Source organism: Bacillus sp. CH_70 (assembly GCF_038007045.1).
Lineage (GTDB): Bacteria > Bacillota > Bacilli > Bacillales > Bacillaceae_G > Bacillus_A > Bacillus_A cereus.
Map to the genome: position 1 here is coordinate 875282 of NZ_JBBOWL010000001.1, position 25252 is coordinate 900533.

Here is a 25252-nt window from a genome sequence, read left to right on the forward strand (position 1 = left end):
TATAAAAATAATAAAGTTGGTTAATTTTTCTTCAACTAATGCCGCTTATTGAAAAAAAGTAGCTTGCTCCATTTACTAAATTTTTATCCTGTTTTACATAGCTTAATCTGCCTCAACATCTTTTTCACCTAAATTTTGAACAAATCTTAATAGATAACCATCAGGATCCATAATTAAAAATTCTTTTTGTCCCTTTAATTTAGTATCAGCTCTATACCAATTCTCTTGAATATCAAATTTAATTGGATACTCGTTCTTTTTCAAACTAGCATATAGTGAATCAATATCATTTATGATAATTTGAAAATTGATTCCTCTTCCGTAGGGATAAGATAACTCCCCAGTACTCCAATGACCATTTACTTCTTCAATCATAATCTGGCAGTCATTTAAAGACAGTAAAGCAAACTTATCCTCTGGTCTTTGGTATTGAATTTTAAACAGGAGAATTTCCGAATAGAAATTTAAACTTTCCTCCATATCTGAAACTGATAGCTCTGGTATTAATGCATTGAGTTTGTGCAAAAATGCTGCCCCCTTTGCTTAAGTTATTGATTATTATAACACTCACTATAAATTCTTCTTCCATTAAACTACTTCGTTAGCCCTATAAGAAGTAAACAAGTTTATTATCTCTACACACGTCTTTTTTGTTTGTTATTTTTTGAAATACTCCGTTTTAATGTTTTTCTCCTTCAAAAACTTTTCAATTTCTTTTTGCTTCCTACCATTAACTTTCTCAAAGCGCTTTGTAAAAGAGAAATCAGTATTGAATAAGTTACCATCTTGAGCGAATTTTTCTATTTCCTGATCTAATTCTACTGAAAGTGCTGTAGATGCTGAAATATAATTATGAATTTCCTTTGAAGGCTGTTTGTAATCATCAGGAATCGTATTGTTACTAATAAAATGATGGAAGTTCGCATCGTTTTGTTTCGCTAAATCAATTAGTTTTTGTAATTTTTCTTGGTCAGATTCCGTGAAATTCTTATCAGAATTTGTTGAAGCGAAAGGGATGATATTTTCAGATAACTCCCAACTATAATCTATATAATTTTTTATATTTTGCTTCATTTCGTCTTCATTAATAGTTTCGTTTTTCTTTGAGGAACTAAATATATTTTCTGGAACTTTAATAGCAACATCTTTAATAGATTGTACATCGTTTTCTTCCTTAGGTTGTGCAATGTTTGAACAAGCTGATAGAAATAAAAGAGTAAGTAGCATGAGTGAATATAAAGTATATTTCTTCATTTTAATCTCCTTTTACATTCATTAGTGTCTTTGTAAAATAGCAATATTCCATTTCAAATACTTTACTAAAAGTGCATATAGATGTTTTACCATTTGATAAGATATGACGGATATGAGTAAACCGACGCAAAAAGCGATGAACACATTATAAACATCGGAATAACTAATTTGATGAAACCCTTTAAAGAATCCTAATCCTATTAATAAAATAGGCGAAATAATTAATACTGGCGTGGCAATGATAAGTGCTAGAAGAATCGGTAATAAAAAGAGTAGTACGAAAAAGGCGATAAAGATAAAGGCAAAGTTTAAAACACTTAAGCTCATAACAGAAAACAGTGCTGTCATAATATTTTTTAGGCTGCGTCTATTGTCAGCGTTACTTATTACATATGAAACAGTAAGTTCTTTAGCGATAGTTTTAGGGTTTCCTAGCTTTTTAGAAATTTCCTCTTCAGATATTCCATCTTGTTTACCACTAATAAAATGAGTTTCGTACTCCGAGATAATATCCTCCTTTTCTGAATTAGGCATATTCCGTAGGGAAGAACTAAGTTGTTCTAAAAATTCACTTTTGTTCATAACGATCACTTTCCTTTATAAAATGATGAATTATGGCTGAAAATCCTATCTTTTTTCTAAACAGCACACACAATCTATATCTACTTTTTGAAAGGAGATATACTAATCGTGAATAACATTCCAAATAATGGTTATTCCATTATTTACAAATATATCACTTACTATTATTCTTTGCAAGGTACTATAAATTTGTTAATAATGTGAATAGGTGGAAGTATTTTTGTACATTTTTAGAAGAGATATAAAAATGTTATTTTAAGATAAACAAAAGGTTGTAAGCGTATTCTTTAAATCTTGTCAAAATAATGTCGAATTCATATTGTTGGAAAAATAATGCATTTGTAATATAATGATAAATGATACTTCACCAGCTTAATTAACTAGGTGAAATTAAAATCTTTATTACACACATTATGAAATAAAGGGATGATTAGTTTTGAGTACAGGTGTAAAAGCAAACGACGTGAAGACAAAAACAAAAGGAGCAGATCTTGTTGTTGATTGTTTAATTAAACAAGGTGTTACACATGTTTTCGGTATTCCAGGAGCAAAGATTGACTCTGTATTTGATGTATTGCAAGAAAGAGGACCAGAGTTAATCGTTTGTCGTCATGAACAAAATGCAGCATTTATGGCAGCTGCTATTGGTAGATTAACAGGGAAACCGGGCGTATGTCTTGTAACTTCAGGACCAGGGACATCAAATTTAGCGACAGGTCTTGTTACTGCGAATGCGGAGAGTGATCCCGTTGTTGCTTTAGCTGGTGCAGTACCGCGTACGGATCGATTAAAACGTACGCATCAATCTATGGATAATGCTGCACTATTCGAACCAATCACAAAATATAGCGTAGAAGTAGAGCATCCTGATAATGTGCCAGAAGCACTTAGTAATGCATTTCGAAGTGCGACTTCCACAAATCCGGGAGCTACTTTAGTAAGTCTTCCGCAAGACGTTATGACTGCGGAAACAACTGTAGAGTCTATCGGTGCGCTTTCTAAGCCACAGCTTGGAATCGCTCCCACAAATGATATTACATATGTAGTAGAAAAAATAAAATCAGCGAAATTACCAGTTATTTTACTCGGTATGAGAGCGAGCACAAATGAAGTGACGAAAGCTGTTCGTAAATTAATTGCGGATACAGAACTTCCTGTCGTTGAAACATATCAAGCAGCTGGTGCGATTTCACGTGAGTTAGAAGATCATTTCTTCGGCCGCGTTGGATTATTCCGTAACCAACCAGGTGATATTTTACTAGAAGAAGCAGACCTTGTGATTTCTATCGGTTATGATCCAATCGAGTATGATCCAAAGTTTTGGAATAAACTTGGCGACAGAACGATTATTCATCTTGACGACCATCAAGCAGATATCGACCATGATTACCAACCAGAGCGTGAATTAATTGGTGATATTGCCTTAACGGTAAATAGCATCGCGGAGAAATTACCGAAACTTGTATTAAGTACGAAATCAGAAGCGGTGTTAGAACGATTACGCGCAAAATTATCAGAACAAGCAGAAGTTCCGAACCGTGCTTCGGAGGGTGTTACGCACCCACTTCAAGTGATTCGTACACTTCGTTCTTTAATTAGTGACGATACAACCGTTACATGTGACATCGGTTCCCATTCTATTTGGATGGCGAGATGTTTCCGTTCTTATGAACCACGTAGATTATTATTTAGTAACGGCATGCAAACGTTAGGTGTTGCACTTCCTTGGGCAATCGCAGCTACTTTAGTAGAACCAGGTAAAAAAGTAGTTTCCGTATCAGGTGACGGTGGTTTCTTATTCTCAGCGATGGAGTTAGAAACGGCGGTACGTTTAAATTCTCCAATCGTCCATCTTGTTTGGAGAGACGGCACATATGATATGGTTGCATTCCAACAAATGATGAAATACGGCAGAACATCAGCTACAGAGTTTGGCGATGTTGATCTTGTGAAATATGCGGAAAGTTTCGGGGCGTTAGGTCTTCGTGTTAACACGCCTGATGAATTAGAAGGGGTATTAAAAGAAGCATTAGCAGCAGATGGTCCTGTCATTATTGATATTCCAATTGACTATCGTGACAATATTAAATTAAGCGAAAAATTATTACCAAACCAATTAAACTAATGGAGGCAGATTTGAGATGACTGTTGCGCAATTAATTGATATTGATGCAAAAAAAACGAAAACGAGTAATGAAGTATATCAAACATCTACAATGCTTGCGCTATTAGATGGTATATATGATGGTGTGATTAGCTTTGAAGATTTGAAAAAACATGGTGATTTTGGCATCGGCACATTTGATCAATTAGATGGTGAAATGATTGCATTTGATAATGAATTTTATCATTTACGTTCAGACGGTTCAGCAGAAAAAGTAGAACCAGAAGAAACAACACCATTTGCGACTGTAACGTTTTTTGAAAAAGAAATGAGTTATACGGTAGAGCGTCCGATGAATCGTGAAGAAGTTGAAGCATTATTACATGAATTAATGCCAAGTAAAAACTTATTTTACGGTATTCGAATGGACGGTACGTTCCGTGAAGTAAGAACGAGAACTGTTCCAAGACAAGAAAAACCGTATACACCGCTCGTTGAAGTGACGAAATCACAACCAATCTTTTCATTTGAAAATACAGAAGGTACGCTTGCTGGATTTTGGACACCAGATTATGCGCAAGGTATTGGTGTAGCTGGATTCCACTTACATTATATTGATGATGAAAGAAGCGGGGGTGGACATGTTTTCGACTATGTTATAGAAAACTGTACGATTCAAATTTGTCAAAAAGCTCATATGCATTTAGCACTTCCAGAAACAGCTGATTTTATGGCGGCTGAATTATCAAGAGAAAACTTAGAGGATAATATTGCAACTGCGGAAGGTGCAGAGTAAAAGGGAAAGACTGTTCCATTTTGGAACAGTCTTCTTTTATTCGTAATGTTATTATTTGTCGATAAATCGATATTTCTTGTCGAACCGTTGATATATTGTAAGTTATGATAGATATATTTGAAAAATTGTTGATATTGCTTATTTCTTTGAAACAAACGGATGTCCCTCATAATAAAAACGCCACGGATAATGTACAGCTTCTTCTGCATAGTCGATATTAATACGAGGTCCTGCTGCTATTTTATATTGTGATGATATGTGTTCATCTTTTGGGACGAGTTCAATATGTAATGTGTCACTTTGTAATGATAAGCCTCGTTCTTCTAAAGTAATTCCGAGGGCACGGCATAGTTTGCCAGGACCGTTTGTTAAATTTTTGTACTGCGCTTTTGTAATGTCTGTTTTGTTGTAGCGTGCTAGTTTTATTTCTTCTATTCCATTTACCGGCTCAAGGGCTCGAATGAGAACACCTTGCGGGGTGCCAACTGGTGCTGTAATAACGTTAAAACAATGATACATACCGTAAATTAAATATACGTAAGCATGCCCTGGTGCGCCAAACATGACTTCTGTGCGGTCTGTCCGTCTGCCGCCGTAACTATGTGCGGCCTTATCATCTGGGCCTTTATATGCTTCTACTTCTACAATGATTCCGCTTCGCTTTATTCCGTCTACAATATGAACGAGTTTTTGCCCGAGTAATTTTTTTGCTACTTCTAACGTATCGCCTTCATAAAAGGAAGGAGGTGCCTGCATTGTACTATCTCCTTTACTAAGTGTATATGTATATAGTAAACCAAATTTTCAGTAGTAATTCTAACTCGTTCTATTTATCGGGTGTATTTCATAAATTATGGATAGAGTACAACAGCGAAGAGGGGGAGTGCGACATGATTTATCGCTTACTAGCTCTTAATATAGATGGGACACTACTATACAACAATGGAAAAATTGCAAAAGGATTAAGAGAAACAATTGAATTTGTGAAAAGAAAAGATGTATACGTTACGTTATTTACGAGCCGTAATTTTCAATCCGCTCATAAAGTAGCAAAGGCGTTAAAATTAGATTCTATATTAGTGACACATGGTGGTGCTTTCGTTTCAGCAACGTTAGATAAGCCGTACGTTCAAAGAAGATTATCTGAAGAGAAGACTTTTAACATTGTGCAAGTGTTAGAGCACTTTGATTGTAACGTACGTATTTCTCATGAACGGTTTTCGATAGGAAATCGTGAGAGAAATACACCAAACTTAATTGCGCGCACTGTATTATCAAGCGCAGATCCGTTATTTTATCCAGTTCAATTTGTAGATTCGTTAGGTGACGCGCTTCGTGACCATCCGGTAGCGGCGCCAAAAATTGATGTTCTTTTCCAAACTAAGGGTGAAAAAGAAAGAGGGCTGAACACATTAAGAAAAGCATTCCAAGATGTAGAGTATGTCGAATGTGATTCAAAACGAATAGAAATCTTGCCGCAAAATGTATCAAAGTTACGCGGATTACAATTGCTTGGAGAGCATTTAAATATTTCGCTAAATGAGATGGTTGCGATTGGAGATAGTATGGAAGATTTAGAGGTTATTGAAAACGTGGGACTTGGTGTAGCGATGGGAAACGCGCCTGTAGAATTAAAGCAAGCAGCAGATTGGATTACACGTTCAAATAGTGAGAACGGTGTAGAGTACATGATTAAAGAGCATTTCCGTAAGCAATTCCCGCTTCCGTTTTTGAAGAATCATAAAAATACACCGAAACGATGAAAGAAAAACGTAGCTTTTTGGCTACGTTTTTTTTGTTGAGATTATTAAAAGGAATGAAAACGTTTTAAAATGTGAATTGTGTATGAAATGTATACAATTCACTTGAATCCTTTAGAAAACTAATGTAAAGTGAATGATGTTGTCAAAATAGTTACACCACATGAAATATTCTTCAGATTAATTTTATTGGGCTCCCATACGTAAAAGTATTTCCGCATGACAGTTTAGTTCACGTATTATTTCAAAAATGAATGGTAGTAATTTTATTAAGTAGTTGTAGCGTTCCTTTGTTGTATTTAAATGGATTATTTTAAGTTAATGTGAGTAAGACCTGGTACATATGAAATGTGCTTCTTTTTGTGATTTTAGGAAGTTTAAAAGGGGGAATGAATTTCTTGAGGAAATCATTTAATCAAAAAATTAAAAAGTTAAGTAGTAGTTTAATAGTTGTATTACTAATATGTATGAATTTTTTAATCCATTTACCATTTAAAGCAGAGGCAGCTACAACAGAGTTAAAAGGTTTAGGTGATGTATCTTATTACAACGCCATCATTTTTGGAGATCATAGTGCAACGAGTGCGGATATTGAAGGTGCGATGGCTGTTCAGAAAAATATGAACGCATCAAGTTATACAGTCGTAGCGGCTGCAACTGGAGCAAATAACTTAGCTGGAGCAACTTGGGTAGATGAAGGATATCCATCATTATTACTAGGCGGTCAATTTACGAAAGCGGGAGCAGGACAAGTAATTATTCAAGATGGAACAGTGGCGATGACAAAAGACGGTGATCCAGATGGCGCAATGAAAACGTCATATGACCGTATCTCTTATAAAGAGCAAGCGGAGATTGATGCTAAGTTTAAAGAATTTAGAAAAGACGTTGATGGTGTAATTGGGGATGCAAGTAAACTACACACTGATAAGCCAAAACCTAATATGAGCTTTGGAATCGGTGAAGATGTAAACAACCCTAATATTTACGTCTCTTCAGGCCAGACGGGAAAGAAAGCATTCGATGTAAAAGACGTTTTTCTTCCGAATGTAGAGAATAAAGACTTTATTGTTATTTATTCAGATGCAGAAGAAGTGAGTTTTGGTGGCGGTGCAATTTTGTATGATACAAGAAATACTGGGATGGCGACGGATTTAATTAATACATCTCAAGCATACGACCCTAATTCATCTTTTACTGAGTTAGCTAGTAAAGTAATTTGGGTATTTCCTAATGCTACAAAGATAACAACTAAAGGTTATGGTGTAGTAGGTAGTGTGTTTGCACCTAATGCAGTTGTAGAAACAAAAGGTGGTTCTATTAATGGACAAGCCTATGTTGGAGGATTACACCAAAGAGATGGTTTTGAAGTTCATAACTTTAAATTTAACTGGCCAAAGTGGAATAAACCAGCAGCCGAAAAAGGAAATTTACAAATTAAAAAAGTTGATGAAAATGATAAAAACATTGTTTTAAAAGACGCAAAATTTGATGTTATAGACAAAGATAATAACGTTGTGGCTACTGTTACAACAAACGAAAAGGGTATTGCGGAAGTTAAAGATTTACCACTTGGTGACTATTTTGTAAAAGAAATAAGTGCACCAGAAGGATATATAAAAGTTGATACACCAGTCAAAGTAACAATTGATAATACAAACGTAATTGAACTTGTTATGAAGAATACGAAAAAAGTAGAGAATGGCCAATTTAAATTATTGAAAAAAGATAGTGAATCTGGTCAACTTCTACCAGGTGCAAAATTTGATGTTATCGATAAAGATGGGAAAGTTGTGGAAACAATTGTTACAGATGATAAAGGTGAAGCCTTATCGAAACAACTTCCAGTTGGAAGCTATACATTAAAAGAAGTAGAAGCACCGAAAGGATATGAATTATCATCTAGTTCAGTTTCTGTTGATATAGAGGCTAATAAAGTAGTGACTGTAGATGTGGTGAATAAAAAGATCCCCGAAAAAGTAACAGGTCAATTTGAAATTGTGAAAGTAGATGCGGAAGATAAAACGAAAGTATTATCAGATGCAGAATTCGAAGTGTATAAAGATGGTAAAAAAGTAGATACGTTACGAACAGATAAAACTGGTAAAGTAGTTTCTCAGAAATTAGAACCAGGAAAGTACACATTAAAAGAAACGAAAGCACCACAAGGATATAAATTGCTAAAAGAAGAAATTGAAGTCGTTGTGGAAGCAAACAAAGTAGTAGAAGTACAAATAGAAAACGCAAAAGAACTAGGAAGCTTACAAGTAACCAAAAAGGATGCAGAGAGTGGAAAAGTTCTAGCAGGTGCAGAATTTAAACTAAAAAATGAAGCTGGTCAAGTAGTTGGAGAAGCGAAAACAACGAATAAAGACGGCGTTGTGAAATTCGAAAGCTTAGTGCCAGGAAAGTATACGTTAGAGGAAACAAAAGCGCCAGAAGGTTATAAAGCGCTAGAAGTGACAGTAGAAGTGAACGTTGTAGCGAACGAAGTAGTAAAACAAGAAGTTACGAATGAAAAAGTAACGGGTCAATTCGAAATCGTGAAAGTAGATGCGGAAGATAAAACGAAAGTATTATCAGACGCAGAATTCGAAGTGTATAAAGACAGCAAGAAAGTAGATACGTTACGAACAGATAAAACTGGTAAAGTAATTTCTCAGAAATTAGAACCAGGAACATACACATTAAAAGAAACGAAAGCACCACAAGGATATAAGTTGTTAAAAGAAGAAATTGAAGTCGTTGTGGAAGCGGACAAAGTAGTAGAAGTACAAGTAGAAAATGCAAAAGAACTAGGAAGCTTACAAGTAATCAAAAAGGATGCGGAGAGTGGAAAAGTTCTAGCAGGTGCAGAATTTAAATTAAAGAACGAAGCTGGTCAAGTAGTTGGAGAAGCGAAAACAACGAATAAAGACGGCGTTGTGAAATTCGAGAGCTTAGTGCCAGGAAAGTATACGTTAGAAGAAACGAAAGCGCCGGAAGGTTATAAGGCGCTAGAAGTGACAGTAGAAGTAAACGTTGTAGCGAACGAAGTAGTAAAACAAGAAGTTACGAATGAAAAAGTAACGGGTCAATTTGAAATCGTGAAAGTGGATGCGAATGATAAAACGAAATTGTTATCAGGTGCAGAATTCGAAGTGTATAAAGGTGGTAAGAAGGTAGCGGAACTGAAAACAGATGAGAGTGGAAAAGTCATGTCACCAAAATTACCGTTAGGTGAATACACAGTGAAAGAAACGAAAGCACCAGCGGGCTACAAGCTTTCAAATAAAGAATGGAAAGTAACAATTCAAAACGAGAAAGAAGTAGTAAAAGTAGAGGCAGAAAACGAAATAATCTTAGGTTCTCTACAAATTATTAAAATGGATGATAAAGATCAAACGAAACGCTTAGCAGGCGCAGAATTTACATTGAAAGATGCGAGAGGAAATGTTGTAAAAGAAGGAATTACAACAGATAAGTCTGGAACGGTTAAAGTAGACGGACTTGTGCCAGGTGAATATACGTTAGAAGAAACAAAAGCACCAGAAGGTTATGAGTTAACAAAACAAATAATTCATGTAACAGTTGACGGTGAAAAAGTTATTGATGTAAAAGTAACGAATGGTAAGAGCCTTGGGCAATTCGAAATCGTAAAAGTAGATGCAGAAGATAAAACGAAAGTATTATCAGATGCAGAATTCGAAGTGTATAAGGATGGTAAAAAAGTAGATACGTTACGAACAGATAAAACTGGTAAAGTAATTTCTCAGAAATTAGAGCCAGGAACATACAAATTAAAAGAAACGAAAGCACCACAAGGATATAAGTTGTTAAAAGAAGAAATTGAAGTCGTTGTGGAAGCAGACAAAGTAGTAGGAGTACAAATAGAAAACGCAAAAGAACTAGGAAGCTTACAAGTAATCAAAAAGGATGCAGAGAGTGGAAAAGTTCTAGCAGGTGCGGAATTCAGATTGAAAAACGAAGCTGGTCAAGTAGTTGGAGAAGCGAAAACAACGAATAAAGACGGCGTTGTGAAATTCGAAAGCTTAGTGCCAGGAAAGTATACGTTAGAAGAAACGAAAGCGCCGGAAGGTTATAAGGCGTTAGAAGTAAGAGTAGAAGTAAATGTTGTAGCAAATGAAGTAGTAAAACAAGAGGTTACGAATGAAAAAGTAACAGGTCAATTTGAAATTGTGAAAGTAGATGCGGAAGATAAAACGAAAGTATTATCAGATGCAGAATTCGAAGTGTATAAAGACAGCAAGAAAGTAGATACGTTACGAACAGATAAAACAGGTAAAGTAATTTCTCAGAAATTAGAACCAGGAAAGTACACATTAAAAGAAACGAAAGCACCACAAGGATATAAATTGCTAAAAGAAGAAATTGAAGTCGTTGTGGAAGCAAACAAAGTAGTAGAAGTACAAATAGAAAACGCAAAAGAACTAGGAACCTTACAAGTAACCAAAAAGGATGCAGAGAGTGGAAAAGTTCTAGCAGGTGCAGAATTTAAACTAAAAAATGAAGCTGGTCAGGTAGTTGGAGAAGCGAAAACAACGAATAAAGACGGTGTTGTGAAATTCGAAAACGTAGTGCCAGGAAAGTACACGTTAGAGGAAACGAAAGCGCCGGAAGGTTATAAGGCGTTAGAAGTAACAGTAGAAGTAAACGTTGTAGCAAATGAAGTAGTAAAACAAGAAGTTATGAATGAAAAAGTGAAAGAAGAAATTACAGGTCAATTAGAAATTACAAAGGTAGATGCTAATAATACAAATAAAACATTAGCAGGCGCAGTGTTTGAAATTTGGAAAGACGGAATAAAAATCGACACATTAACAACAAATAAGAGCGGTAAAGCGACTTCTAAGAAGTTAGAACCAGGAGATTACACTTTAAAAGAAACCCAAGCGCCAGAAGGATATACTTTATCCGATAAGGAAATGAAATTTACGATTTCTAATGAAAAAATTGAAGTTGTAAAGCTTCAAATTACAAATAAAAAAGATACAGATAAAGATCCCGAAAAACCAGGTGAAGGAACAGAGAAGCCTGATGAAGGAACAGGAAAACCAGGTGAAGGAACAGGAAAGCCGGGTGAAGGAACAGAAAAGCCAGGTGAAGGAACAGAAAAGCCGGGTGAAGGAACAGAGAAGCCTGATGAAGGAACAGGAAAGCCAGGTGAGGGAGTAGAAAAACCTAATTTACCAGAAAAAGGACAAGGTTCTTCTAATAATCAACAACTTCCAGCTACAGGACACAATACGAATTACGTTCCATTCATCGGTTTTATGCTCCTCTTACTAGGAATACGTTTAAGATTCATGGCTAAAAATAGTTAACAGATGTATAAAAGGCATCAGAGATATACAATCTCTGATGCCTTTTAAATTAATACAGATAAATATTTTAAGCTTCAATCACGCTAAGCATTCTGTTTATAAATGCAGCTGCGTGTGCACGTTGTGATGGTCCTTTTGGTACGAATTGATTAAATTCATTACCTTTTACAATTCCATATCCATATACTCTTTGTACTTCTTCTTTAGCGTAAATTAAGTTTTGGTCTACGAATGGTAGTTCAACTTGCTTTGCAAAAATACCAGCGTGTTTTAGAGAACGATCAATCATAATAACAGCTTCTTCGCGTGTAATTGTAGTATTTGGATCAAATGTATTATCACCACGTCCGCGGATTATGCCTGCACTTGCTGCACGATTAATACCGTCTCTTAAAGATGGGTGTACTTGTTCTAAGTCTGTGAACTTAGCATTTCCACTTGGTAATTGTAAAGCACGAGTAATTAATGTAGCAAATTCAGCACGCGTTACAAGACGTTCTGGGAAGTACTTGCCGTTCCCTTCTCCTTGCATAATGCCTCTAGCTGCTAATTGACGAATGTCTTGTTCATACCATCCACCTGTAATGTCATCAGTTACGGGATTTTTTTGGTTTTCCTTATAGTATGTTTCAGTTCCTTTTAAGAAAGCATTCCATTGTCCGCGTTGAATCATAAACGCAGGGCAGTTTTTTCCTGACCAAAATTGATGTTTTTGGACCTTATCTAGAGAAATATTTAAGTCGTTCATTAAATAAGCTGCCAATTTACGGGCATTTTCTACCGCTTTTTCATAGTTTCCATCTTGATTAACGGCAATTTCAATTCCGATAGATTCATAGTTTCCAGTTTTATTTCCAGCATGCCATCCAACTTCATTTACCGGAAGATGTTGATAAATTTCTTTATCATCCACTGTGAAATGCCAAGATGCGGCGCGATCAGCTGTTCCGCGTGCTTGGTTATCTAAGAATTTTGCATGATTTAGAGCATTAGCACCTTTCGCTGTATTAGCCGTTTCGTGAATCGTAATATATTTAGGTACCATCGGGTAGCCAGGGCGAATATCGTCATTTCCTTTTGGGACAATCATTTCTTTAAATGTAACGCCATAAATATTGTTTGTTTGTAGAGCTTCCGGAGCTCTCAATAAACTATTTTTAGCAGTACGACTGTTTTTTAGTAATGAAGCTTTTGTACCTTCAAATGTAGCAGAAGGTGCATAAATCCATTTTGCTGTTTCGTTTATTTGGACTTTAAACCAATTTCCAGCTTGTTCAGTAGGAGTAATGACTTGTGGTTGTAGTTTCCCTTCTTCTTTAAACGATTGGAACGGAAGGGCATGTATGGAAGCTTCTTCTTTTACGATTAATTTTTGGTTAGATAGTTTATGAATCTCTTGAACTTCTAAGCTATTATCATTGTTATCTATCCATCCAGCGCCAGTTGGCGTCGTTATGTAGTAAGCATTTCCTTTTTTCTTTGTCGCCGTTACGACTTGTTCTGTAATCTCGATATTCGATTTGTTTTTTAAATCATTCGCGGTATATAATGAATGTTTTTTTGAAGTGTATAGTAGGAATTGGCCAGTAACCTCGATATCTTCTTCATGAGTACTATGCTCATTAACATGCTCTTTAATACTTTTAAAAACTTGATCCTCCGTATATACTTCGGCGGATTTTTCAGCACTCTCTGCAAATGAATAAGTAGGTGCAAGAACAGTTTGTAATGCAAGAGAGAGAGTTAAAACACTATAAAATTTCTTTTTCATATTTTTTTTAACACATTAGATTATGGAATCTAGTGTTAACATTCCTCCTTTTTATATTGTATTTTCGCTATGTAACGATTTTTTGTACTAATAAATTTTAACAAGAGAAAATCATGATGTCTATATACATGAGCGATATTCATAAAAAGAATTATTTGAAAAAGTGTAAGAGAAACAGGTAAAACCTTCTGTATTGACCTGTAAACGCCCTTCAAGTAAACTAAAGAGAGTTTGCAAATGAAAAGGTGATAATGTGTTAATTTCAATTAAAACGTTACAAGATGATCGTTTTTTACGTCCGCTACAAAATATTGGCGGCTTATTTTTTGAAGATAGTACGATTGGATTTGAACAAGAGGAAGCGAATCTGATCGTTGATATACACATTGAGGATAATGTGAAAGCATCCGCTCGATTAACGGATGTTAGCACAGGAAATGTGTATGAAGAAACATTCTCGAAAGATTTATCTGCTTTCACAGATGAAAAAGAGCGTATGAAGCAAGTGAAGCACGTTGTTTCTTATGTATATCTTTCTGTTCTTCAGCAGTTAACTGGACTTGAACAAAGCTGGGGTATTTTAACGGGAGTACGTCCGACGAAACTTCTTCATAAAATGCTTCAAAATGGTATGTCAAAAGAAGAAGCGCATCAAGAACTTCGTGAAAGTTATTTAATTCATGAAGAGAAAATTGAACTTCTTCAGCGTATTGTTGATTGCCAATTAGCAGTTGTTCCGGATTTATACCGTTTGAAAGAAGAAGTAAGTATTTATATCGGTATTCCGTTTTGCCCAACGAAATGTGCATACTGTACATTCCCGGCTTATGCGATTAATGGACGCCAAGGGTCTGTTGATTCGTTCTTAGGTGGTTTACATTATGAAGTTCGTGAAATTGGTAAGTTTTTAAAAGAAAAAGGTGTGAAAGTTACGACGATTTATTATGGCGGCGGTACACCTACAAGTATTACAGCAGAAGAGATGGATATGCTGTATGAAGAAATGTACGAAGCGTTCCCAGACGTGAAAAATGTACGTGAAGTAACAGTTGAGGCAGGTCGTCCAGATACGATCACGCCAGCAAAGCTAGAAGTGTTAAATAAATGGAACATTGACCGTATTAGTATTAATCCGCAGTCATATCATCAAGAGACACTAAAAGCAATTGGACGTCATCATACTGTAGAAGAAACAATTGAGAAATACCATTTAGCTCGTGAAATGGGAATGAACAATATTAATATGGACTTAATTATTGGTCTTCCTGGTGAAGGGTTAGATATCTTCAAGCATACGTTAGATGAAACAGAAAAGTTAATGCCAGAATCATTAACAGTTCATACGTTATCATTTAAACGTGCTTCTGAAATGACGCAAAACAAACGTAAATATAAAGTAGCAGGTCGCGAAGAAATTACAGCGATGATGCACGAAGCAGAAGAGTGGACGCAAAAGCATAATTACGTACCATATTACCTATATCGTCAAAAGAATATTTTAGGCAACTTAGAGAACGTTGGTTATGCAATGCCGACGCAAGAAAGTATTTACAACATTGTCATTATGGAAGAAGTACAATCAATTATCGGACTTGGTTGCGGTGCATCAAGTAAATTTGTTCATCCGAAGACGGGGGCAATTACGCACTTCGCGAATCCGAAAGATCCAAAATCATATAACGATGGCTTCGTAAAATATACAGAAGATAAACTGAAAATTTTAGAAGAGCTATTCGCATAAGAAGAAAGAGGTTGTTCCGAGGCGGAACAACCTCTTTTTATCCTGCAGTAATGGGGGGCCGATTATATCTTGTCAGTTTTTGTCGGTAAGTCGATATATTCGAAAAATCGCCGATATAATTTCATTTACCGTCTAGCGGTACCGTATGTAAAACTATGTCGATAATAATCAGAAAAATTAGTCAAAACATTGAAGGACAATGTCTACTTATGGACGAAATGATAGATTTATGAAAGAGAAAAGGGGGAAATTGTTGGCATGTACATGACGATAGGGAGAATTTTTGATTTATCTGTTGGTAAGTATACGAATAAAGAGGCGTTAGTGGAACCTGAAAAAAATATTCGCTGGACATATAAACAGTGGGATGAACAAATAAATAAAACGGCACACGCTTTATTAGAAGACGGAGTAAGAAAGGGAGATACAGTATCTGTTTACTTATATAACTGCCATGAATTTGTAAACGTTTACTTAGCTTGTGCGAAAATTGGTGCGATTTTTAACCCGATTAACTTCCGCTTAAAGGCGAAAGAAGTATCTTATATTCTTCAGGACGCATCCTCGAAAGTCGTTGTCTTTGAAAAAGCAGTTGAGTCAACTGTTGCTATCATTGAACGAGATTTTCCAAATACATCTTTTTGGTCTATAGAAAACGATAAACCTTCCTATGCAAGTTCCTACCATGAAAAAGTGAATGCAGCATCTTCTGAGAAAGTAAATATCGAAATTGATGAAATGGATTATTGTTCTATGCTGTATACGAGCGGTACGACAGGTCATCCGAAAGGCGTGTTACATCGTCATCGTGAAATGGCTGAGCATAGTATGATTTGTACGTATTTCCTAAAATATAATAGAGATAGCGTTGGGCTTGTTGTTGCACCTTTATATCACTGTGGTGAATTAAATGCTGGAATCATACCACGCATTCAAGTTGGCGGAAAGAATGTCATTTTGCATCATTTTGATACAGAAACAGTATTACATACGATTCAAGAAGAAAAGATTACGACGTTCTTTGCAGCACCGACGATGTGGAATATGTTGTTGCAAAAAGATTTAACTCAGTATGATTTAACTTCAATGAAAATCGGTATATATGGCGGAGCGGCAATGGCACCGGCGTTAGTGAAGGAATGTAAAGAACGTCTTTATATTGACCTTGTTCAAATATACGGAATGACAGAAATGGGACCAGTTGTGGCGTTTCTCGTAGAGGAGGATCAAATTACGAAAGCTGGTTCAGCAGGCACGCCATGCTTTAGTCATGAAGTTCGTATTGTGAAACCGAACGAGGATGCACCGGCAGAACCAGATGATGTATTACCTCCTTATGAAGTAGGAGAAATTATTTTACGCGGCCCAACTATGATGGCTGGCTATCATAATCGCGAAGAGGCAAATAAAAAATCGATGTATAAAGGATGGTATCATTCTGGTGATTTAGGATACTTTGATAAGGATGGTTATTTATTCGTTGCAGATCGTGTTGATGATATGGTAATTAGCGGTGGCGTAAATATTTACCCTCGTGAAATTGAAGATTTCCTTCATAGTCATCCCGGTATATTAGATGTGGCGGTACTTGGTGAGCCAGATGAATTATGGGGAGAGCGTGTTGTGGCAGTTATTGTGAAGAAAGATGAAACAATAACAGAAGCTGATTTAGAAACGTATTGCAAAGAAAGTGACGAATTAGCAGATTATAAGCGTCCGCGTCATTATTTATTTGTAGATGAACTTCCGCGTAATGCGAGCGGGAAGTTGCAGAAGTTTGTGCTGAGGGAGTCACTGAAAGGTGCGAAAAAATAGAAAATGAAGGATGCCCCCATATCTATGGGGTATCCTTCATTTTTCTGTATTAAACAGAAGAAACAATATCTTTTTTAATTCTCATTTCTTCTTGGTGAAGGTTAATTAGCGCATTTGAAATAAGGTGGAAAAACAAAATGGATGTAATGTCCAAAAAGAAAAGACACCTTAAGGTGCCTCTCTCCGACTTGAACCATTTCATTTCATACGAATCGGAATCTATCCGTATTACCATTACCCCTTTGTTATGAGTGTAAACACACACTATAAAGCAGAATCGTCTATATACACTAGATTGTTAGTTCACAAAAGACAAGAGATTTGAGATCAATATCGAAGTGACGCCACATCCCCTATAATAATTGATATGTTACGCCTTTTAAAAGAATCTGCTTTATAGAACGTGCCCACAAGTTATATTTTACTACATGTAATATTCAATTAGTGTATTTTTTAATGAATATGTATAATTACATAAACTGTATGAAAAAAAGAGAGTATACTCTAACATTTTGTAATAAAGATAAAGCCCGCTTACGGAATAGGGGGCTTTTCTTACTTTTTATAGATATTTATTCCAATTATATTATCAGATGAATCTAAACGAATATAAACGTCAGCTGATAAAAGGTGTGCATTATATATTCGTTGTTTATATGTTGATATCTCGAAGCGTTTTCCATTTAATTCACATTCTAGAATAATCATATCGCCATGTTCTTTCCAATTTATTAATTTAGCAGTTGTATTCATATAAACCTCCTCTGAATCATTTTATGAAAATTAATAGAGATAGTGTGAGAAAGGAGTTTATATAACAAAAAAAGACACCTTAAGTGTCTTTTTCGATTACTATAAAAGTCGTTGAATGAAATAGGTTTCTATTTTTATTTACGTGAAAACCCTTCTTCATCAAGGTATTCCGCAGCTTCTGGATAAGAGTTGAATGTACCGTCTAAGTTTACACCAGCGTACACGTTCCACATGTCATCCTCTGAAATAAGAGTAAGAATATGACCATCTTCGTTCTGCCATTCTTCTTCTTTCGCAGGTTCTACAGGTGCTACTACTTCTTCTTGTGATAGAAGGTCAATTGATTTCTCAATTACTGAACGTAATTCTTCTGCTGAAAACTCACGGATGTTAACCATACCTTTATCATCCGTTTTGTAACCTTTAATACCGCTTGCATACACAAATCCATTTCCATTTGGGTGTAAATGAAATACAACGTTCTTTTTATCTAAACGACTTTCTTCAAAGTGGAAGTTTACACGTTTTAATGATACGTTCTTTCTTTCTAGTTCTGGGAAAGATTCAATAATCGATAATTTTTCTTCAAAAGTTAGCATAGTGCCTCCAAGTATATAGTAAAAGATTTAATTTGTTCATTATAGCATAGTTGCAATTGTTTCCAAAGATAAGGGGGAAACTTTTCATTGAATACGTTTACGTCACGAGAATGTAAAAAGTGAGCTAACGAATGGATCTTTTTAGGTGTACAATGGAACATGGACTTTATACAAAGGTGGTTTTTTTATGTTTCAAAAAATAGCAAAGGAATGTTTAGCAGGATTTACTGTTGCGATTGTTGCGTTACCACTTGCGATTGCATTTGGTATTGCCGCGACAGGAACGTCTGAGGGAGCGCTTGTTGGATTGTATGGTGCGATTTTTGCAGGTTTATTCGCAGCGTTATTTGGCGGGACACCTGGGCAAGTAACGGGGCCAACTGGACCAATTACCGTTATCGCAACAGGAGTTATTGCGACGCACGGGTTAGAGGCAAGTTTTATTGCCTTTATGATGGCAGGGTTATTTCAAATTTTATTCGGTGTATGTAAGCTCGGTTCTTACGTTCGATATATTCCGTATCCTGTCGTTTCAGGATTTATGAATGGTATTGCATTAATCATTATTTTAGGCGAAATAAAGCACGTACAAAATAGTTTTCTACTTGTTGTGTTAACGATTATTGTAATGATTGTTTCTGGTAAATGGATTAAGGCGATTCCGTCTAGTTTAGTAGCACTAGTCGGTGTGACAGCTTTGCTACCTTTATTTTCTTCCCTACTCGAAGGACTTACAGTAAATTTACCGATTATCGGAAATCTTTCATTAAACAAAGTAATTGAAAAGATTGGAACCATTCCAGAAGCGATGCCTACGCTTCATATTCCATCTTTAAGTGGAACAGGAATAGCAGCACTTATTTTACCAGCGCTTAGTATTGCTTTATTAGGATCGATTGACTCGTTGTTAACATCGGTCGTAATGGATAATGTGACAGGTACACGTCATAAAAGTAATAAAGAGCTCGTTGGACAAGGTATCGGTAATATGATGAGCGGATTGTTTGGCGGATTAGCAGGTGCAGGTGCGACTGTAAGGTCTATCGTGAATATAAGAAGTGGCGGTAAAACGGCACTTTCGGCATGTATGCATAGTGTTATCTTATTCATTTTTATTATGGGTCTTGGTTCGGTCGTACAATATATTCCACTTGCTGTACTATCAGGTATTTTAATTTTAACTGGTATTGGAATGTTCGACTGGGAAAGCATGAAAAAGATGCATGTCGCTCCTAAAGGTGATGTCGTTGTTATGCTCGTAACGATGATTGTGACGGTGAAGTTCGATTTAATGATTGCTGTTGCATTTGGTATTATTCTTTCGTTCATCATATATATGGTGAAATGTAAAGAACGTAAAACTTCTATCGTAAAAGAAAGAGAAGAAACGTATACGATTCAAGGACCGCTCTCTTTCTTATCAGTAGATCGTATTTTCTCTACTTTACAAGATGTGAAGTCACCGGTTGTTTTACGTATGAAAGATGTGCGTTATATGGATGTATCAGGAGCTATGGCATTATTAAATTTTGTTGAGCAATCAAATAAAGTAGGAGCAAGTGTAAAGCTTGAGCAAGTACATCCGAGTATTGAAAAAACAATCATAGTAATGGCAAGCGATGAACAGAAAGAACAATTGAAAATCTTAAGTGCTTAGATGGTAATTAGAATATCTCACAATCTTACATACATTATAATGTAGAGTTGTGGGATATTCTTATAATATTTTTAGTAATATGTACCGCAGTGATAGAGAAGAGCTCTTTTTGAGTAACGAAAACAGTTATAATGTGTACATATAATGGAAGGAATTAGAAATTAGAATGTGAAGAGATAGGCGTAAATTGGTTCTCTTTTCTATTTTGTAAAAAAAACCAAGTATTCAACCTATAATAAATTTGTTATGATAACCAATGGGATAAAGTGAATCCCTATCGTTTAAAACAATATGTTTGAGAGTATATGTATAAAAGAAAAGAGAAAAAATATGAATAAAACATTTGTAAAAGGAGCAGCAATTTTAACCATTACAACTTTTTTGTCAAAATTGCTTGGTAGTTTTTTTCAAATTCCATTACAAAATATTGCAGGAGATGAAGTGCTCGGTATTTTCCGTCTTGTTTTTCCTGTATATATGATTGCTCTTACATTATCGGTAGCCGGAGTTCCACTTGCAATTTCGAAACTAATTGCAGAGTTGAACGAAAAAAATAAGCAAAAGGAAATTGCGAAATTATTTAAATCAGCGTCAATTATTGGGATAGCATTTGGCGTTTTCGGCTGTTTAGTCATTGTATTATTTTCTATTGAAATTGCAAATATGCTTGGTGGACAAGAAACTAGAATGCCGTTGCTTATTACTTCATTAGCATTACTCATTGCGCCATACATGGCAGTTTATAGAGGGTATTTTCAAGGTTTCGGTGATATGAAACCAACAGGGGTATCACAGGTCATTGAGCAATTTGTACGTGTGTTTTTTATGTTAATAATTGCTTACATACTAGTATCATGGGATAAGAGTAATACTGTTATTACTAGTGGTGCGATGGTTGGCTCTTTTCTTGGAGTCATTAGTTCGCTTATATATTTGCGTATAAAATATAATAGAAGTCCATACTACAATAAAAGCAATTCCTATTCACTCCGAGATTTAAGAGAAAACGGCAAAAAGATATTGAGGGTATCGATCCCAATCGCTATCGGAGCTTTATCAATGCCACTTTTAAATTTAGTAGACTCGCTTACAATACCGCATGTATTACAAGGATCATCAACAGAAATTCAAGAACAATTTGGAATATACAGTCGCGGTTTTGCATTCACGCAAATAATTGTTATTTTTGCAAGTGCAATTGTATTTCCGTTAATACCACTCTTAACTTCCGCATTGGCCAAAAGAGATATAAATTTGGCGAAAATAACAATTCAAAATACAAATCGACTAGCGCATGTTTTGACAGCACCGTTAACAATATGGTTGATGGCATTAACAGTACCGTTAAATGTCGGATTGTTCACAGACGTAAAAGGCAGTAGTATGTTAACAGTTATGATTGGCAGTTCGTATTTTACTGCGGTTATGGTATTATCAATAGGTGTTTTACAGGGCATTAATCGTTCTGCACAAGCTGCATGGATTGTTATTGGTGCGAGTTGTGTGAAAGTCGTGTTAAACATAATGTTCGTGCAGAAGTTTGGCATAGATGGAGCGGCGTATAGTACATTCATTACTTACGTATTGATTTGTATTGTAAATCATTTGTATATTCGAAGCTATATTGCCTATTCTATTCATTTAAAAAGCTTTTTTGGTGTGCTAGCAATAGCATCTATTTTAGGACTAGGATTGTATGAACTATTTAATGTGATAGATGTTACATCTTCAAGAATTATGACGTTATTATTCAGTGGTATAGCATTAAGTATTACAACCATTTTGTATGGTGTATGTGCTTTGAAATTAAAATGGATATCAATAAAAAAAATACCATTTTTGAAAAGATAAATATAAAAATTTAATTTTTTATTAAAATTCATATGAGCTGATAAAGAGGAAACTATGTAGGGTATTAAGTGTTTAGGTAAGGAATGGGTACCAGTTTATGTTAGATGAAATAAACGGTTACCTAGTTTTGGAGGAGATTTAGGGTGCGTTTAGTCTTATCAGGATATTATGGTTTTTATAATGTTGGAGACGAGGCGATTCTACAATCAATTATTGAATCGTTAAGTAAAGAGAACCCGGATATAGAACTAGTAGTACTATCAAATGATTCTAAATATACAAAGGAAATGTATGGTGTAGAATCGGTAGATCGCTGGGATATAAAGGCTGTTTATCATGCGATCAAAAACAGTGATGGAGTTATTAGTGGTGGCGGGAGCCTTCTTCAAGATCAGACAAGTACGAAGAGTATTCTATATTATACGGGTATTATGGGACTCGCTCGATTATTAAAAAAGCCGTATTATATTTATTCACAAGGAATAGGTCCAATTACAAAAGGATATAATCGTCTATTAGTAAAATGGAACTTGTCAAAAGCTTCCTATGTATCAGTTCGAGATGAGGATTCGTTTTTATATTTAAAAGGACTTGGCATAAAAAACGATATTGAAATTGTTCCAGACCCTGTTTTAACATGGAAACGGACAAAACAATCGGATTGGTTGCAAAAGCATTCGATACATGGAAAAGTAATCGCGGTTAGTGTGCGTTATTGGAATGCAAAAGAAGATTATATAAAAAAATTAGCTGCGGCATTAAAAAAATTAAAGCAAGAAGGATACCAAATTCTATTTGTTCCAATGCATGAGCCATTTGATCAAAAAGCTTCGCGTGAAGTAGTAGACTTAATGGGAGAAGAGACGTATATGCTTCCATATAAAATGGATATCGACGAGAAAATATTCATTTTATCACAATGTTCATTACTAATTGGTATGCGTCTTCATGCACTAGTTTTTTCTGCTGTAGCCAAAACTCCAATGGTCGGGATTTCATACGATCCGAAAATTGATTCGTTTTTAAGTCAAGTGAATCAGCCAGTTATAGGAAGTGTGGATGGCGAATGGAGTGCTGAATATTTATATGAAATTGCGAAAAAGCAATTAATGCAACAAGGAACTGTGCAGCAAGAGTTACAATTGACAATAGATGAGCTTCGGTTGCAAGGCAAACAGGCAACAAAGAAACTCATTGATCATATGGAAAAAGGCACTTTATTAAAAAAGTAAAGTGTCTTTTATTTTGTTTTGAATGTAATGAAAATTCTAATTAAAAAACGTTTTATTTTAATTCCTATTTATTATGCTAAAATGATTGTGAGTATTATATAATCAAATTTGTGATAATAAATTCGTAGATTACGAGGAGGATAACCTTGAAGACTTTTTCAAAAGGTATAACAGCAGTGGCATTAACGGGATCATTACTTTTAACTCCTATTTCAAGTTATGCGGCAAATGATGATATTACAGGACATATGTTTGAGACGCATATGCGCTCACTTATTACTAAAGGAGTTTTAATGGGGTATGGAGACAATGTATATGCGCCTGATAAATTAGTAACAAGAGCAGAGTTTGCTACATTCATAGCAAGGGCTTTAAATTTACCGAAAGCTGATTCGAATTTCGAGGATGTGCCGAAGACTTACGGTTTATATGATGGTGTAAGTAGAGCATATGGAGCGAAAATTATTAATGGTCGTACGAACGAGACATTCTCACCAAATGATGTGATTACACGTGAAGAAATGTCGATAATGGTAAAGCGAGCGTTAGACTATAAAAATATTAAAGTAGCTGTAAGTCCGCTTACCTTTACTGATAAAGATAGTATTAACTATAAAGAGCATGTGCAAGTTATGGTGGCTACTCAAATTATTAAAGGGTATCCAGAAGATAATACATTTAGACCACATTTATCAGCTACAAGAGGGATGGCTTCAGCTATGTTGGATCGCATGCTTCAGACGATTGAAAAAAACGGAAATAGCAATCCTGTAGAAACTAAGAAATATGTTGTGACAAATGTAAGAGAAAATGGAACAGAGCAAGAAGTAGAGCGCTATAATACGTATAAAGAAGCGGTTACGGCTGCTCAAAATAAAGGTATGAATGCGGTAAAATACGAGAACGAATTTTTATGGATTAAAGATGGTTTTGCAAGTGCGAAAAGAATAACTGGGCAAAACATCATTAATATTTATGATGAGAATTTAGCAACAGTATATACGTATATTCAGTATGGAACAGAATTGAAAGTGTTAGAAGTTGGCGAAGATCGTGTGAAAGTTCAACTTTCTGGTTTGACAGGTTATGTGAAGAAGAATGAAATCACTTTAATTCCTACAAATGAAATGAAACAGTCGTCTTATTATGTGAAAACAGATGGATATTTATACCATAAATATTATACATATAATACAAGTTCACCTGGATATACAGAATTTAGATATGGTGTGGCACCTTCTTTCATGAAGCAAGGACAGCAAATGTATAGTGTAGATGGAAAGACATTTGGAGACGAAACTTTCTATCAATATTTCAATTATTTATCATTACGTTCGAAAACAGATTATACAGCTGAACAACTAGATAGTTATGTGAAATCGATTAAGCCAGACTCTCCATTAATTGGTTTAGGAAAGAAATTTAAAGAAGTAGAAAGCAAGTATAATGTAAATGCATTATTCTTATATTCATTAGCAATTCATGAAAGTTATTATGGAACAAGCGCTCTTGCAAAAGACAAAAATAATTTATTTGGTTTAAAAGCAACAGACGATAGTCCATATGGTAACGGAGAAGCATTCAATTCAAAAGAAGATTGTATTGAACATGCAGCAAAATTATACATGAATGAAGGATATTTAAATCCAGGACATTGGCGTTATACAGCAACATATACAGGTGATAAAGCTGCTGGTTTAAATGCGAAATATGCATCTGATGCGAACTGGGGTAAAAAAGTAGCGGGGCATATGAACCGTTTTGATTCTTATTTAGGTAAAAAAGAATACAACAAGTACAAACTTGCACGTGTGATGAATAACGTGGAAGTGAAAAAGAATCCTAGTATATCAAATGAGCGACTGTATCGTTTAAATACAAATGTAGTTGTTACAGTTACTGGTGAAGAAATAATAAATGGAAAATCGTGGGTTAAAGTTATTTCAGATAATCCTACTGTAACAGAAGCGTATATTGCAAAAGAAAGCTTAGAATATGTAAAACATTAATTAA

The 25252-nt window shown here is 35.2% G+C and carries 17 protein-coding genes; 10 read left to right on the plus strand and 7 right to left on the minus strand.

Features of this window, described 5'->3' with window-relative positions:
- Window positions 1–102: 102 nt before the first annotated feature.
- The 3 genes from N2V79_RS04480 to N2V79_RS04490 all read right to left on the minus strand — a co-directional run bounded on the left by N2V79_RS04480 (window position 103) and on the right by N2V79_RS04490 (window position 1836).
- A complete protein-coding gene (locus tag N2V79_RS04480) occupies window positions 103–525 on the minus strand; it encodes a bleomycin resistance protein (RefSeq protein ID WP_082188056.1) in 423 nt (140 codons plus the stop codon).
- Between the two features lie 132 nt (window positions 526–657).
- Window positions 658–1254 carry an NDxxF motif lipoprotein gene (locus N2V79_RS04485; RefSeq protein WP_340719603.1) on the minus strand — a complete coding sequence of 199 codons (597 nt, stop codon included), beginning with the start codon at window positions 1252–1254 and terminating at the stop codon, window positions 658–660.
- Window positions 1255–1275: 21 nt separating this feature from the next.
- Window positions 1276–1836, minus strand: a complete 561-nt coding sequence (locus N2V79_RS04490; RefSeq protein ID WP_064532632.1) for an HAAS signaling domain-containing protein — start codon at window positions 1834–1836, stop codon at window positions 1276–1278.
- A gap of 436 nt (window positions 1837–2272) precedes the next feature.
- Here N2V79_RS04490 and alsS point away from each other — a divergent pair, with 436 nt between their 5' ends.
- A complete protein-coding gene (alsS, locus tag N2V79_RS04495) occupies window positions 2273–3961 on the plus strand; it encodes an acetolactate synthase AlsS (RefSeq protein ID WP_023521267.1) in 1689 nt (562 codons plus the stop codon).
- Between the two features lie 16 nt (window positions 3962–3977).
- Window positions 3978–4736, plus strand: a complete 759-nt coding sequence (alsD, locus tag N2V79_RS04500) for an alpha-acetolactate decarboxylase (protein ID WP_000215024.1) — start codon at window positions 3978–3980, stop codon at window positions 4734–4736.
- 138 nt (window positions 4737–4874) lie between these two features.
- On the opposite strand, the gene N2V79_RS04505 is transcribed toward alsD, so the two are convergent.
- Complete coding sequence (locus N2V79_RS04505; RefSeq protein WP_001148798.1) at window positions 4875–5492, minus strand: DNA-3-methyladenine glycosylase; 618 nt, start codon at window positions 5490–5492, stop codon at window positions 4875–4877.
- A 134-nt stretch (window positions 5493–5626) separates the two neighbouring features.
- Between N2V79_RS04505 and N2V79_RS04510 the strand changes: the two genes are divergently transcribed.
- Entirely contained in the window at window positions 5627–6499 is an 873-nt protein-coding gene (locus N2V79_RS04510; RefSeq protein ID WP_000640430.1) for a Cof-type HAD-IIB family hydrolase, read from the plus strand.
- A gap of 386 nt (window positions 6500–6885) precedes the next feature.
- Window positions 6886–11820 carry an MSCRAMM family protein gene (locus N2V79_RS04515; protein WP_340719604.1) on the plus strand — a complete coding sequence of 1645 codons (4935 nt, stop codon included), beginning with the start codon at window positions 6886–6888 and terminating at the stop codon, window positions 11818–11820.
- A 67-nt stretch (window positions 11821–11887) separates the two neighbouring features.
- Here the strand turns inward: N2V79_RS04515 and N2V79_RS04520 are convergent, their stop codons facing one another.
- Complete coding sequence (locus tag N2V79_RS04520) at window positions 11888–13591, minus strand: S-layer homology domain-containing protein (protein ID WP_000726527.1); 1704 nt, start codon at window positions 13589–13591, stop codon at window positions 11888–11890.
- Between the two features lie 253 nt (window positions 13592–13844).
- Here N2V79_RS04520 and N2V79_RS04525 point away from each other — a divergent pair, with 253 nt between their 5' ends.
- Complete coding sequence (locus tag N2V79_RS04525) at window positions 13845–15332, plus strand: coproporphyrinogen III oxidase (RefSeq protein ID WP_000908776.1); 1488 nt, start codon at window positions 13845–13847, stop codon at window positions 15330–15332.
- 258 nt (window positions 15333–15590) lie between these two features.
- Complete coding sequence (locus N2V79_RS04530) at window positions 15591–17147, plus strand: fatty acid--CoA ligase (RefSeq protein ID WP_075716845.1); 1557 nt, start codon at window positions 15591–15593, stop codon at window positions 17145–17147.
- Between the two features lie 555 nt (window positions 17148–17702).
- Here N2V79_RS04530 and N2V79_RS04535 read toward each other — a convergent pair.
- Both N2V79_RS04535 and N2V79_RS04540 read right to left on the minus strand, forming a co-directional pair.
- Window positions 17703–17900, minus strand: coding sequence for a hypothetical protein (locus N2V79_RS04535; protein ID WP_001098258.1), 198 nt, complete (start codon window positions 17898–17900; stop codon window positions 17703–17705).
- Window positions 17901–18034: 134 nt separating this feature from the next.
- On the minus strand, window positions 18035–18499 hold the full coding sequence (locus tag N2V79_RS04540) for a hypothetical protein (RefSeq protein ID WP_000954998.1): 465 nt from the start codon (window positions 18497–18499) through the stop codon (window positions 18035–18037).
- A gap of 187 nt (window positions 18500–18686) precedes the next feature.
- On the opposite strand from N2V79_RS04540, the gene N2V79_RS04545 reads away from it, so the two are divergent.
- From N2V79_RS04545 to N2V79_RS04560, 4 genes are all read left to right on the plus strand, one after another.
- Window positions 18687–20156 carry a SulP family inorganic anion transporter gene (locus tag N2V79_RS04545; RefSeq protein ID WP_064532639.1) on the plus strand — a complete coding sequence of 490 codons (1470 nt, stop codon included), beginning with the start codon at window positions 18687–18689 and terminating at the stop codon, window positions 20154–20156.
- A 330-nt stretch (window positions 20157–20486) separates the two neighbouring features.
- Window positions 20487–22007 (plus strand): putative polysaccharide biosynthesis protein, encoded by a 1521-nt coding sequence (locus tag N2V79_RS04550; protein WP_064532641.1) that lies wholly within the window; start codon window positions 20487–20489, stop codon window positions 22005–22007.
- Window positions 22008–22150: 143 nt separating this feature from the next.
- Window positions 22151–23239, plus strand: a complete 1089-nt coding sequence (csaB, locus tag N2V79_RS04555) for a polysaccharide pyruvyl transferase CsaB (RefSeq protein WP_001241596.1) — start codon at window positions 22151–22153, stop codon at window positions 23237–23239.
- Window positions 23240–23385: 146 nt separating this feature from the next.
- Window positions 23386–25248, plus strand: a complete 1863-nt coding sequence (locus N2V79_RS04560; RefSeq protein ID WP_340719605.1) for an S-layer homology domain-containing protein — start codon at window positions 23386–23388, stop codon at window positions 25246–25248.
- Window positions 25249–25252 lie beyond the last annotated feature (4 nt).